Below are 13,476 nucleotides of genomic sequence, written 5' to 3'. Positions count from 1 at the left end.
GAATCCCTACGATAGCGCGGCTGAATGCGAGGAAAAACCTGACAGGGTGAAGGAGTACCAGGCCAACGTCGTGCCGGCAACGGCGGACGCCCAGGCAGAGACCCGCAGGTGCCGTTTGCATATGCCCGCTCACACATGACAGGCATTCGGGAACGGGGTCAGTCGCACAAAACAGAACCCTCCGAGCGTTCTCGCTCGGAGGGTTCAACCTTGCGCTGGTGATGCGTACCGCCGCTACACCGGTCGCGGCGCAACCGGCTTCTCTGTCGTCTTCGGTTTCGGCGCCTCAACCTCAATTTCGCCCGCCAAACCCTTCACCGCCAGCGCAAAGATGACGAAAAGAACAGTACCCAGCAACGTGTCGCCCACCAGCACCCAAATTGCGAAGTTTTCCATTGTGGTCTCCTTAGTGGCTCAACTGCCGTTTGTTGACTCCACTATACGAGACTGGCAGACAAAAGACAATCGCCTGTTCGCGGCATTTTCTGCATACTACGTTTGCAGTATGCGCCTACTGTTCACCTGGCAGCAATCCGTGACGCAGGGCGTAGCGCACCAGTTCGGTACGGTTGTGCAGGTTCAGGCGGGACATAATGTTGGCGCGGTGCGTTGCGACCGTGAATGGGCTTAACACCAGTTTATCCGCGATCTGCTGGTTGGTCAGCCCCTGCGCCACCAGTGCCAGGATCTCCTGCTGGCGCGGCGTCAGTTCTGCGATCTGCTTCTGCTCGGCCGCGCCGGCGCGTTGCAGGAAGCCGCCCACCAGGTGTTTTGCCGCAGCCGGGTGCAGGTACACTTCGCCGCGCTGGACGACCTGCAAGGCGGTCAGCAGGTCGCTCACCTCCGCCCCCTTCAGGAGATACCCGCTCGCGCCCGCCTCCAGTGCCTGATACAGGTAGTTGGCATCGTCGTGCACGGTCAGCAACAGGACGTGGATCTCGGGCAATTCCGCTTTGATGCGGCGGGTCGCCTCCAGTCCGTCGAGGTCCGGCATGCCGATATCCATGAGGATCAGGTCCGGATGAAGTCCGTGCGCCTGGGTAATTGCTTGCGCGCCGGTCGCCGCCTCGCCGACGACCTCGATGCCGGACTGCGTGTCCAACAGGGCGCGAATCCCGCCCCGCACCAGGGCATGGTCGTCCGCCAGCAGAACCCGCAGTGTCATGCGCTGTCCTCCGGTTGAGCGGGCAGCGGGATGGCGACCGTGATGAGCGTCCCCTGTCCCGTGTGGCTTTCGATCTCGAGCGTCCCGCGCAGCAATTCCACGCGCTCCTTCATGCCGAGCAGTCCAAGCCGCCCGCTCCGCAGCGCCTGCTCCACATCAAAGCCGGCGCCATCGTCGGCAACGGTCGTTTCGACGCGCTCTGGCACCACGGCAAGCGTGATGTGCGCATGTCGGGCGCGCGCGTGTTGAACGAGGTTGTTGACCGCCTCCTGGACGATGCGAAACAGCGCGATCTCGACGGGCGGGGGCAGGCGGCGGGCGCCGCTGGTGCGGAATGTCAGCGCCACGCCATGCGCATCGCAGGTCCGCTCGGCGTAGCTGCGGATGGCGGGCCCCAGCCCGGCATCGTCGAGCACGCTGGGGCGCAGATCGAAAATCAGACGCCGCGTCTGCTGGAGGATTTGCACCGCCAGTGAACGAGTCGCAACGAGCCGCGCGCGAATGCCGCCTTTGGGCGTCTCGGGTTGCTCCAGCGTTTGCAGACCGACGATCAATGCGGTCAGGCTCTGGGCAAACTCGTCGTGCAACTCGCGGGCAATGCGCTTGCGCTCTTCCTCCTGCGCTTCGATGGTGCGGTCGAGCAATTGGCGGCGCAATGCTTCGTCGCGTTGCTGCTCGGAGCGCTGCAAATTTTCGAGCGCCAGCCCGATCTGCTTGCCCACGGCCGATAGCAGGTGCACCTGCTCGGGCGCAAAACAGGCGCCCGGCGCGCAGGCGAGGTGCAGCGTGCCCCACAGTTGCTGGCGCGAGACAAGCGGCACCCCGACATGGCACATGCCATGCGCCGGACACGGCGCACCGCCATGGCACAGGCGTGCCGCCCCTCCCTGTACGCGCCCGTCCGGACAGTCCAACAGACGGGCATGCTGTTCGGCCGGCACGCCCCGCACGGCGGCGACGCGGCTGACGCCATCCGCCTGCCAGAGCACCCAGCCGGCGGGTGCCGGCAGCGTCGCGCTCCACGCCAGCGCGTCCTCCAGCAGCGCGTCGCGATCGGCGCTGTGGCTGATGGCTGCCGAGAGCGCGTTGAGCGCCGCCAATTCGTCATTGCGGCGGCGCAACTGGTCGTTCGTCTCGTGCAGTTCGTTTTGCGAGCGCGCCAGTGATTCCGTCATAGCGTTGAACGCCTGGCCCAACTGCACGATCTCATCCTGCCCGGTGACGGGCGCCTGGCGGCTGAAATCGCCGCGCGTAACCGCTGCCGTAACCGCGCCCAGCTTTTCGAGCGGTCGCACCAGCACGCGCGCCAGCAAATAGGCGGCGAGCCCCACCGGAATCAGACTCAGGCCGGTGACCAGCAGCAGGTTGTACGTGTGGCGATCCACGTCGGCGCGCATGCTCTGTTCTGAAAGTCCCATGCGCACGGCGCCGAATCGCCCGGCAAGCGGCACGGCCACGTCCAGGATGTCGCCCTCGTCGGTGCTGAAGTGGCGGGTGCGGTAGCGCTCGTCGCGGCCGATTCCGTTGGCGGCAAGCAAGCCGCGCGGCAACGTCTCGCCAAAACTGTGCGACAGCACGCGCGACTCGTCGCCCAGCACGATCACATAGCGCACATCGGGGTTGTTCGCGCGCGTGTCGTCTATCAGCTCCCGCAGGCGGAAGACGTCGCTGGTCAGCGCGGAGTTGGCGGCATAGGCGGCAAAGGCGGAAGCGGACGCGATGCCGCGTCGCTCAAACTGCTCGTGCGCAAAGTCGGCGACCTCGGCACGATTGAGGTAGGTGCGTACCAGGCCGAGTCCGAGCGTCAGGCTCAGCATGACGCCGATGATCTGAAATGAGAGACTGGACCAGCGCAGGGATGGCATCGGTTCTTAGGATGAGCGTATCAGCGACTCACCAGCGGGCAAGCGCTTACTCGTCGCTCATCCATCCCATCTGCAAGGCGTAACGCACCAGCGCGGCGCGGCTCTTGAAGCCGAGTTTGTCCATGCCGCGCGCGCGATAGGTTTCGACCGTCTTGACGCTCAGGCTCAACTGTTCAGCGATGTCCTGGTTGGTGTGCCCGCGCGCCACCAGCTTGAGCACCTCGCCTTCGCGCTCGCTGAGTGCGCTCAGGAGCGCGTCGGCTGCCTCGCCGCCGGGTGCCAGCATCTGCTCGAGTAGATAGCGGGCGTGCGAGGGGTGAATGTAGACGTTGCCACGCATGACGGCGCGGATAGCGGAGATTAATTCAGCATCGGCAGCGCTCTTGGGGCAGTAGCCTGCCGCGCCCGCTTCGAGCGCGCTGCGCAGGTAGCCCTCTTCTTCGTGCATCGTGAGGACCAGCACGCGCACGGATGGGTAGGTGCGTCGCACGTCGCGCAGGACGCTCAACCCATCGGTCTCCGGCATCGTGAGATCGAGCAAGAGCAGATCGGGCGAGAGGTTAGCGACGGCGCCCAACGCCTCCGTACCCGTTGCGGCTTCGCCGACCACAGTCAGATCCGATTGCGCGTTCAGCAGCATTTTGAGCCCGGCCCGCAGGACGGCGTGGTCGTCGGCGAGCAGAATACGAGTCTTAGTCATGCGAGCGGTACCTCGACGAAGATACTGGTGCCATGACCGGGTGTGGACTCAATCGTCAGACGCCCTCCGATTAAGCTTGCACGCTCGCGCATGCCGTGCAACCCCAGCCCGGCGCCGTCGGACGTGGCGCCGGCAAGCACGGCCTCGGCATCAAATCCCTGCCCGTCGTCCTCGACAATCGCCACCAGCGCGTGCGGCTTGCGCTCGACGACCACGCTGACGTGGCGCGCATGGGCGTGTTTGGCGATATTGGTGAGCGATTCCTGTACGATGCGGTACACTGCCGTTTCGACTTCGGGCGGCAGCCGCTCGCCGGCGGCGAAACCGGTCGCCTGCACATCGGTGTCCAATTCGTAGGTGGTGCGGTAGCCCGCGACATAGCGTTCCAGCGCGGCGGACAGCCCGAGGTCGTCCAGCAACGCGGGGCGCAATTCGCGCGCCATGCGCTTGACGGACTCCAGTGTCTGCGCCGCGATCTCGCGCAGGCCGTTCAAGTGCATGCGCGTGCGGTCGTCGCCGGCGTCGTTGGCCGCACGCAAGCCGACCATCAGCGAGGTGAGCGCTTGCCCCGTGTCGTCGTGCAGTTCGCGTGCAATGCGTTTGCGTTCCTCCTCCTGTGCGTCGATGACTTTCTCGAGTAAATGCTTGCGGATCTGCTCCTTCTCACGCAGGTCAGCGACCATGCGATTGAAGGCGACGGATAGTTTTCCCAATTCGTCGTCGCCCCAGGGCGGGGCGCGCTGGCTGAAGTCCCCGCGCCCGACGGCTTGTGTCACCTCCACGAGCGCGCCGATCGGGCGCGTCAGGATCAGCGTCAACAAGTATGCGGCGCCGATACCCAGCAGCGAGACGGCTAAGGTAGTGAGCAGCATGCGCCCGGTTAGCGCGTTCACCCCGTTCTCCAGGCGCTGTTCGCTCAGGCCAATGCGCGCGGTGCCGGCGCGCCCCCCGAAGATCGGCGCCGCCACATCATGCACGGGTCCTTCGTCGCTCTGCAGGATGATCGTGTGAGTGCGCTCACCGGCGCTCACGTGGTTGCGCTCGGCTAGCCCGCGCGGTAACCCTTCGTCAAACGTGTGCGCCAGCACGTGCCCTTCGGTGTCGAGAATCAGCGCATAGCGCACGTCGTTGTTGTTTTGCAGCGTATCGCGCAGTAACTCGCGCAGGGCAAAGGCGTTACTGGTCAGGATCAAGTCGGTTGAGCGCGCCGCAACGTCGCTGGCCAGCGACTTGCCGCGCTCGTCCAGTTGCTGAAACATCGCGGCGGACATGCTGGTGCGCGCGTCCAGCGCAATACCATAGGCGAGCAGGAATACCAGCCCGAGCACTATGCCCATGATCTTGATGCGCACCGAGGGTCGCAGCAGGGCGTTGCGCATACGGGCACGCCAGGCGGCAAAGCGCAGGCTGTAGGAGAGCGCGCCACCGCCCGCTTCGTGGTCGCTGGCGCTCATTGCGTCGTGTTGACCTGCGCCTCGAGCGCGCGGGCGGAATCGTAGTTCTGGTCGGAACCGGGGATAAAGCGCTCGATCAACAGGCTGCGCAACGCCGCTTGCCCGGCGGGGTCTTCGTCCATCTGCAGGAACAGTTCACGCACCGTTTCGCGGAACTGGGGGCTGGCGCCCGGGCCGACGACGACCGGCGGGATGCCAAAAGCGGGCGAGCGGTCAACGATGCGCACGCGCGCGGCGAGCGCGGACTCGCGCGCCGTCATGAAGTCGTATACCAGGCTGTCCACATTCGCGCCGTCCACTACTTTGTCTGCCACAGCGCGAATGGCGTTGTCGTGGCTGTACGTGTAGAAGACGCGGCTGAAGAAGCGCTCTGGGGTAGAGCCATACGCCTTTACCAGCGAGGTGGGATAGAGTCGCCCGCTCAACGAGAGCGGGTCGGTAAACGCGAACACCTTGCCGCGCAGGTCTGCCATCGAGCGGACAGGGCTGTCCGCGGGCACGAGCAGGAGCGAGTAGTACACCGACTCGCCGCGCACTTGTGGCGCGACGAGCAACTGCATTCCAAACTCACGCTTGCCGCTGATATACGCACTGGTGCAGACGAACGCGATGTCCACATCACCGCTGCGGATCAGGTCATTGACCTCGGCATACGTCTGGCGCTGAACCAACTCGATGCGGCGCTGGAGCTTGCGCCCCAGATAGTCAAGTAGTTCCGCGTAGGATTCCACATTGCCCTTGGGCGAGATGACGGCAGCAACCGCGACGCGCACCGGACGCGGCTCCGTCAGTGACGAAGCGGAGACCGGCTCCGCATCCGAGAAGCGGAAGTCGAGCGCTTGCTGGCTTCCGCAAGCGACAAGCGACAGCATGGCGATAAAGAACACCAACCAGCACTGCACGCATGCTACAGTACGGGCTGTTTGCTGGACACGTAGCCCACCAGACATGTCAACCTCCCCACCTAGTACTGACATTATTGGTCACTGGCCCGGCGGTGCATAGTGACACATGCCACCTCTTTGGGGTGACGGCTATCCCTCGCTCCGCGCCAGGCAGTACGTTCATCCCAGATTTCAGGTGATAGATGACACTGAGGCGACTCCCGATAAAGCGATAGAATAAAGTCGGGGAGAATCGGGTCAAGGGCCACATCTTTTTTTGAGGCCCAACTACATTCAGGAAATTGCATGAAGACTCAGGTTTATCGCGATGTCTTTCTGGGATCTGCTGACCTATTGAAAGCGATTGCTCATCCCGAGCGCCTGCGCTTGCTGGCCGCGCTGCGTGACGGCAATCAGTGTGTCTGCCACTTGACCGCCCTGCTGGAAAAGCGTCAGCCGTATGTTTCACAGCAGCTCGCCTATTTGCGCGAGGCTGCCTGGTGGCAGATTATCGGGAAGGGCTGAGGATCTATTATCGCATCCGTGATCCGCGCGTGTTCTTATTGCTCGACACCGTAGGCGAGCTCATTGGGCATGCAGAAGCATTCCGTGATGTGCGAATCAGCCCGCGTGCGCTGGCCAAGTGCCCGTGCCCGCGCTGCACATCGGTTTAACAGAAAGGAGCTTGCGATGAACGTCAAGATTCTCGGCCCGAGTTGCGCCAACTGCCTGAAACTCGAACTGCTCGTGATGCGGGTGTTGGAGGAGATGGGAATCCGCGACGTGATCGTCGAGAAGGTCGCGGTGGATCGGCAGATGGAGCACTACCTGATCGGCGAGCCGCCGGGGCTGGTTGTCAACGAGCAACTGGTCTGGTCCGGCGGCACGGAATTGCCGACCAAAGCGCAGGTGCGCGAGTGGATCCGCGAGGTCACAGCGGCAGCATGAGAACACGTCTTTGGGGGGTCACGGTGAATCTTGCTTCTGTGGTCAAGCTACACGCCACGCCAGGCGCGGCTTGGCGGACTTACCTGGCCGTGATCCTCGCCGCTGTATTTTGGTGGATCACCTACAGCAGTATTGAGCCCCTGGCGAACTGGATAGCCTATGGGTGTAAGTCTGGAATAGTGAGCAGAATTTGACAGAAGGCGATCATCCGTGCAGAGTTGGGTTTCGATCAAGAAAGCCAACAAACCGCAAGGAGACCGCCTCCATGGAAGCATATCGGGAAAGCGCCCTTTTGCAAAGCAGCGCCTGGCAAGGCCTGACGAGTTTTATGCGCACGCACGGCCAAGCCTGGGAGCAGGGCGTGCCGGAGTTCGAACAATTTGAGCGCGAGTTGCATACGCATGTGCTGGCCGTTGAGCGCGAGTTGCTGACGACGGAATTGACGCGCTATGATATGCAAGCAGAGCAAGTCGTGGTGCAGGGCGTGGTCTACAGGCAAGCGCTGACCTCGACCGAGACCTATTTGACGACCGCGGGACCGGTGACGGTCGAGCGCCACTTGTATCGGCCGGCGGGCCGTGGGAGCCGGCATGTGTGCCCGCTGGACATGCGGGCCGGGATCGTGGCGGGCTATTTCACACCGGCGGCGGCCCGGCTGGGGGCGTATGTCAGCGCGCATTTGGTACCCGCGATTGGGGCCGACCTGTTTGCGGAACTGGGTGGTATGCATTCGTCGGCCAGTGAACTGGGGCGGTTGCCGAAAGAGTTGTCGGTCCACTGGGAGGCCCATCGCGCCGAATGGGAAGCGCAGTTGCGGAGCCTGGAAAGCGTCCCGCCCACGGCGGTGACGCTGGCGATCTCGCTGGATGGCGTGTTAGCGCCGATGCGCGCGGTCGCGCCGGAATCCGCTGAAGCGGAGGCCGAACCGAAACAGCCCAAAGGCCCGAAGGGTTACCAAGAAGTGGGCTGTGGCACGATCAGTCTGTATGACGCCGCCGGCGAACGCCTGCAGACGGTGCGCTATGGGCGCATGCCGGAAAAGAACAAACTCACGCTGGGCCAGCAACTGCAGGCGGAATGCCAGTCGATTCTGGCGGTCAAACCGCGCTTGCGCGTGGTCAAGTTGTCGGACGGCGCGCGCAGCAATTGGAGCTATCTCGACCGGTTGGATGTCGGTCAGCCCGCCGCGCAGGTCGAGAGCTGGGACATCCTGGACTTTTACCATGCCTGTGATCATTTGCATCATGCGACCACCGCCACCTGGGGCGAGTGCACGCCCACAGGCCGTGCGGAATTCGAGCGGCTCAAGACGTTGCTCAAGGAAGCCGACCACGGCGTGGAGGTCATCCTGCGCGTCTTGCGCTATCGGCGTCACAAAGCGCGCGGCGCCCAACGTGCCGTCTTGCAGACGGAACTGACGTTCTTTCAGAATCAGCGCCCGCGTATGCACTATGCCGAGTATGTACGCCAGAAGCTACCGATTGCCAGCGGGGTCGTGGAAGCGGCCTGCAAAACGCTGGTCGCCCAACGCCTCAAACAATCGGGCATGCGCTGGTCGAAAGCCGGCGGCCAGGCGATTGTGACGCTCCGCAGCTTGATCCAAAGTGCGCGGTGGGCGCCCGCGTGGACGTTGCTGCGCCAAAGTTACCAAATCCCAGTCGCTGTCGTGCCGGCCAGCGGATTTGCCGCACTGCCGTTGGCGGCATAGGCTCACTATTTCAGACTTACACCCATTGCCAATGATGTTACGTCCTGCAGATGAGGCGGGAGGCGGAAATTGGTGGGCCGCACGACCACTTTATGGTCAAAAGCCTGCTTCGCCGTCTGCTCGCGCTCGGTAACCCGGTAGCGGATCGGACCGCACTGCATGAAGATGATCGGGTGATGTCCGTCTTTTCGGGTTACGGTGGCCGACAATCCGGTTAGATACCGGGCCTTGCTTTGCCTGACAACTTGCTCGAACGTGACGGCAGAAATGTGATGACGTTCGTCTACGATCAAGTTGCCATACTGGCCAACAATATCGTCCACGATGCCCTTTCGGCTCAGGCTCTGAACCATCGCCACGTCAATCTGCTGGGTCGGCTTGCGCTTACCGCCACCGATTTGACCTATATCCTTCGCCTCAAGGTCAAGAAATTGGCTTAACGCCGCCACCCACTGATCGAGCAATTGTCGGCGATGGACCACTACTAGGGTGTTTACCTTGCGTTGAGCAATCAGATAAGCTGCCACCACGGTCTTACCAAAGGCGGTAGAAGCGGATAGAACGCCGTTCTCATGTCGTAACAAAGCGTCGGCTGCTTGTTGTTGTTCCAATCGCAAGACTCCGTGAAACTGGAGTTCAAGTGGGGTTCCGGCGATTCGCTGATCGTCGATCTGCACTTGTATCTTGAGCGACCGGAAGAGATCGAGCAATTCTTCGAGACAACCGCGCGGCAATCCCAGGTATTGAGGAAAATCCTCGCAGCAACTGATGATGCGCGGTTTGCCAAACGTCGAGAGGCGCATGGCCTGCGCGTGATAGAACTCCGGGTTTTGAAAAGCGGCCAGACGGAGCAACCGATTGCGCAGAGACGGGGTAAGGTCGGATTTGGGAACATAGATCTGATTGCCGAGCACCAGGTCAATTTGCTCAGGAAGCGGGCCCAAAATCGGCTGAATCCTTGGCTGTCTTGAAGGCAATCGCGCCCAGGGTTCAGTCTCATTTTCATCGGTGATGGGAATGCGGATTCCCGAGAATTCACTTTCCTTTTCTGCCTCGCCCACGACGGTTTCGACTTCTTGACGGCTCATTCGCCGGAGCGAGCAGAGAAAAGCCCATTGATCGTGATGCGGAACAAAACGTTCGTCGAGGAACAGGCTATTGCCGTGCTCACTTGGCTTCTTTTGCAGAGGCAACGCGATCAGATTGCCAAACCCTCCCTTCGGGAGCGTGTCCTGGCTGGGGAAAAACCGATCGTAGGAATCCAATCCGATCTCGGGCCGACACTCCATGGTTCGCGTCAGGAGGAAGGTTCCCATTTTGTGCACCAGAGCCGCAGGAGTAGGTTCCGAAAAGAAAATCCAGGCATGGCCGCCATTACCCGAGCGCGATCGCTCTAGGGTAGCTGGTACATCAAACAACCGGCACGTTTCGAGGAATGCTCCTGCATCTGCCTGCCAGGTCGTCTTGTCGAAATCAGTGGCCAGGAACCAACAGGTTTCATCCGGCAACATGGGATAGACACCCATCGTAAAGTCCCGACCCGATCTATCCCGGGGATCCACGCCTTGAAGATGATGCTTGACGACCTCATCAGTTACTGGCAGGAACTCACGCCGGGCGAAATCATCACCCCGGCTTTTCTGCCCTTGCAAGGTTACACTGCCCCATTGGTCGCGGCAGGCGGGCGCATATCCCGCTTTACCCGTTTTCACACTCACGAATCTCTTGGGATAGACGTCGTCGCGACCCCGAAACAGGGTGCGGAAGAGAGCGATCTTCTCCTCTGGCGACGATTGGTTGGTCACCAACGGCGCCTTTTCAGTTGCTGGTGGAGTTGCATGCACAGCAAGTAACTCCGCTTTCTCCCGTCGCAGTTGCGCGAGGTGCGTGAGCAATTCAGCCCTGCGAGCATTGAGCCGCGCCAACTCTGCTTCGACTTCTGAGATCAACTCGTCAATCTCATTCGGGTTTCTCACGGAGACCTCGCAGCATGAACGCGAGTCAAGGGCGCTCCCTTGAGCGTGATTCGCAAGCCCCTTGCCTCAATAGTTGTTTGACACAATTACCAAGCGTTCATGCACTTCAGGAAACTATGTCCTCTGCTCGTGCTCCCGGCTTTCGCATGGCCGCCGCGAGCAGTTGGTCGTCCATCTGCGGCAAGCTCGCTAGGCGCGTCCATGTCACGCGCCGCCGTCACCATGGCCGTGTAAAGCCCTCGCGAGAGAACAGTTCGTACGAAGTGTTCCAATCGGGATCAGCCATGTGTAACACGCACCGGTTGGGTATCAACGGATCAGTCGACAACGCGGCCAATCTGTCCTTCCCTCCACTTGGGTTCGCTGATAAACGGGGCGCTTCTCACGTGGCTTCGCTACCACAAATTCCAATTGCTCGGACTGGCTGCGCACCTGCGCCCAGGACGGAATGTGCAGGCTTGCTGCGACGCGAACCTCCCTGGAGAATCATCTGAACGATTGATGGACGCAAGCTATCATTGACTGAGACGAACGCTCTGCCAGGCCATCTCTTTGTTCTCCAAGATGGGAGAAGCCCTGGCGAGTAGCGATTTCGACATCCGAAAAGCAGACAGCTCAAGACAAGTCATCTGTTCAGAAGTGAATCCAGTTTCTCGACCGGGGAGTGGTATCCAGCCTGGATCAGCTGGGACAAGAGCTGGTTTGCATGCGGCAAGATCAAATCGCCTCGCTCAACGCCCAATAGCAGGATGCCAAGGGTTCCGGTCACCGCCACTCCGTGTCGCTTCGCCACGGCTCGAGCATCTGCGTCATCGCTCGCCAGGAGCGCGCCTCGATGGACAGCGACCGCCAAACACGATCGCTCCCCAGCTCCCAATCTTCGGGCCAGGTTCTGACTCCAGGTCATCTCTGCTGTGGTCAATTCCAGTATAGGCAAACTTGACCAAGTATGGACCTGGAATCTACCGCTGCGCGCGCCCGCCTGAAACTCAGACATCGTCGCGAGGGTTGTGCCCGCAGTGTCTCCAAAGAGTTCTAACACAAGTGCGGCGCTCCCAATCATCGCGAAATTGGACAGCACCGTATTGTCGAGCAGGACCAACCGGGTCATTTGGAAGGTCTCGAAGTCGAAGCCCTTGCGGCTTCAAGATCGGCATTGGCTTCGGCGATATTAGCGGGAGCTGCGCGCAGGGGGACGTCAAGCCGCTGAAAGCGGTTTCGCAGCTCGAATGGAGAGAGAGCCAACAATTCGGCTACACGCGCCACGCTAATGGCTCCTGAAAGGTAGTGTGCCAGGACGAGATTGAAGCGAACTTGCGTATCTGCAATCCGGCGCAGATCCTCCTCGCGCAGTTCACCCCGCTTCGGCCGTGCATGATAGCGCATGACGGCGCGCAGAATGCGATAGTCCAAAATGTCGATAATGACGGCTTCTTCTTCGCCATGGCTCTCAATGACCGCAGTCTCCCCTCGTTGCACGGTTCGAATAACTTGTCGGGTTTTGCGCGCTAGATCCGTCTTACTGACATGCTGAATGCCATTCATGGTTGTTCCCCCGTTTAGTTTGATGACTCCTATTATACATATTTTACGTATTTTGTGTATATAACTAGCGTCGTGTATTGGCCTCTGCGCTGGCTACACGTTTCGTCCGTTCGCTATCGCGCCCTATTGCGGCCTTTGCCGCTCTCCGTTAGTCCTGATGATGCCCGTTCAACACTGGGAACGCAATCACCCGCTCCAACTTCGGCGATACCGTCACTCTTTCGATCTGCGGGAACGCGATCACCCTTCCTCCCTTAGCTGGACTTTATCCAAAGTTGCGCGCTGAAATGACACAAGGTAAGCTAGTCAAGAGTTCTGGGGAGAATTCTTGGACTGAGGCTTACCTTGCAAAGCGATTATACCACGCTGCTGTCGTTGTTCGCCGTGCATTTCGATGCGCGCGTATGGAAACAAGCCCAAGTGCTGCTGACCGGAACCATTCTGGCGCGCGGTCAGCGTACGGTGTGCGCAGCCCCGCGCGTCATGGGCCTGAGCGACGAGCGACATTTTCAGAACTATCATCGGGTGCTCAACCGGACGGTCTGGTCCTGCCACGCGCTCGCCCGGACGCTCTTGCAGTTGTTGGTACGCGTCTTTGTGCCGGTCGGCCCGATCCTCATCGGTGGGGATGAAACCATTGAGCGCGGGCGCGGTGCGCAGATCAACGCCAAAGGCATCTATCGGGATCCGGTGCGTTCGAGTCGCAGTCATTTCGTTAAGACCAGCGGTCTGCGCTGGATCACATTGATGTTGCTGAGCCCGATTCCATTCGCCCAGCGTGTATGGGCCTTGCCGTTCCTGACGATGCTGGCTCCGTCGGAACGGTTCTATGCCGACAAAGCGTGGGCGTACAAAACCATGCTCGATTGGATGAGCCAGGCCTTGCTGCAAGTGCGTCGTTGGCTGCCGGCACGCGCACGGGTGTTTGTGGGCGATAACAGCTATGCGTCGATTGCGTTTCTGTGGCGGCTGACGCAACTGGCTAACCCGATTAAAATGGTGGTGCGTTTCCGGATGGACGCGGCACTGTATGCGCCGGCACCGCCACGGAACAAACGCGCACCCAGTGGCCGCCCAGCCAAGAAAGGTAAACGCCTGCCGAGCCTGGCGCAGATGGCGGCCAAACCGCGCACCCACTGGGAGCCGCAGGTGGTGCATTATTGGTATGGTGAGTTCAAACGCCAGATTGAAATCATCTCCGGCACAGCCGTCTGGTATCACAGTGGGTTGC

The 13,476-nt window shown here is 61.1% G+C and carries 12 protein-coding genes and 1 pseudogene; 4 read left to right on the top strand and 9 right to left on the bottom strand.

Going from position 1 to position 13,476, the window contains the following annotated elements; genetic code table 11:
• Positions 1–234 precede the first annotated feature (234 nt).
• The 6 genes from HZB53_18880 to phnD all read right to left on the bottom strand — a co-directional run bounded on the left by HZB53_18880 (position 235) and on the right by phnD (position 6,086).
• On the bottom strand, positions 235–396 hold the full coding sequence (locus HZB53_18880) for a hypothetical protein (GenBank protein MBI5879715.1): 162 nt from the start codon (positions 394–396) through the stop codon (positions 235–237).
• Between the two features lie 115 nt (positions 397–511).
• Positions 512–1,165: a response regulator transcription factor gene (locus HZB53_18875; GenBank protein MBI5879714.1), complete on the bottom strand. Its 654-nt coding sequence runs from the start codon at positions 1,163–1,165 to the stop codon at positions 512–514.
• A complete protein-coding gene (locus HZB53_18870; GenBank protein ID MBI5879713.1) occupies positions 1,162–3,030 on the bottom strand; it encodes a HAMP domain-containing protein in 1,869 nt (622 codons plus the stop codon). The genes HZB53_18875 and HZB53_18870 overlap by 4 nt, the downstream gene beginning before the upstream one ends.
• A gap of 46 nt (positions 3,031–3,076) precedes the next feature.
• Positions 3,077–3,730, bottom strand: a complete 654-nt coding sequence (locus tag HZB53_18865) for a response regulator transcription factor (protein MBI5879712.1) — start codon at positions 3,728–3,730, stop codon at positions 3,077–3,079.
• On the bottom strand, positions 3,727–5,184 hold the full coding sequence (locus HZB53_18860) for a HAMP domain-containing protein (protein MBI5879711.1): 1,458 nt from the start codon (positions 5,182–5,184) through the stop codon (positions 3,727–3,729). Before HZB53_18860 ends, HZB53_18865 begins: the two co-directional genes overlap by 4 nt.
• Entirely contained in the window at positions 5,181–6,086 is a 906-nt protein-coding gene (gene phnD, locus HZB53_18855) for a phosphate/phosphite/phosphonate ABC transporter substrate-binding protein (GenBank protein ID MBI5879710.1), read from the bottom strand. The genes HZB53_18860 and phnD overlap by 4 nt, the downstream gene beginning before the upstream one ends.
• Before the next feature lie 288 nt (positions 6,087–6,374).
• Between phnD and HZB53_18850 the strand changes: the two are divergent.
• The 3 genes and pseudogenes from HZB53_18850 to HZB53_18840 all read left to right on the top strand — a co-directional run bounded on the left by HZB53_18850 (position 6,375) and on the right by HZB53_18840 (position 8,724).
• Positions 6,375–6,742: pseudogene (locus HZB53_18850) on the top strand (winged helix-turn-helix transcriptional regulator).
• A 16-nt stretch (positions 6,743–6,758) separates the two neighbouring features.
• Positions 6,759–7,016: a thioredoxin family protein gene (locus tag HZB53_18845; GenBank protein ID MBI5879709.1), complete on the top strand. Its 258-nt coding sequence runs from the start codon at positions 6,759–6,761 to the stop codon at positions 7,014–7,016.
• Between the two features lie 328 nt (positions 7,017–7,344).
• Positions 7,345–8,724, top strand: a complete 1,380-nt coding sequence (locus HZB53_18840) for a hypothetical protein (GenBank protein ID MBI5879708.1) — start codon at positions 7,345–7,347, stop codon at positions 8,722–8,724.
• A 5-nt stretch (positions 8,725–8,729) separates the two neighbouring features.
• Here the strand turns inward: HZB53_18840 and HZB53_18835 are convergent, their stop codons facing one another.
• The 3 genes from HZB53_18835 to HZB53_18825 form a co-directional block, all read right to left on the bottom strand.
• Positions 8,730–10,598, bottom strand: coding sequence for a DEAD/DEAH box helicase family protein (locus HZB53_18835; protein MBI5879707.1), 1,869 nt, complete (start codon positions 10,596–10,598; stop codon positions 8,730–8,732).
• Positions 10,599–11,325: 727 nt separating this feature from the next.
• A complete protein-coding gene (locus HZB53_18830) occupies positions 11,326–11,811 on the bottom strand; it encodes a DUF3368 domain-containing protein (GenBank protein ID MBI5879706.1) in 486 nt (161 codons plus the stop codon).
• A complete protein-coding gene (locus HZB53_18825) occupies positions 11,808–12,245 on the bottom strand; it encodes a type II toxin-antitoxin system prevent-host-death family antitoxin (GenBank protein ID MBI5879705.1) in 438 nt (145 codons plus the stop codon). Before HZB53_18825 ends, HZB53_18830 begins: the two co-directional genes overlap by 4 nt.
• 345 nt (positions 12,246–12,590) lie before the next feature.
• On the opposite strand from HZB53_18825, the gene HZB53_18820 reads away from it, so the two are divergent.
• Positions 12,591–13,476, top strand: an 886-nt coding sequence (locus HZB53_18820) for a transposase (protein MBI5879704.1), incomplete at its 3' end; no start/stop codon positions are given.

This window comes from Chloroflexota bacterium, assembly GCA_016235055.1.
Lineage (GTDB): Bacteria > Chloroflexota > Anaerolineae > JACRMK01 > JACRMK01 > JACRMK01.
The sequence above is the reverse complement of the archived record's forward strand: the minus strand, read 5'-3'. Positions and strand labels throughout refer to the sequence as shown.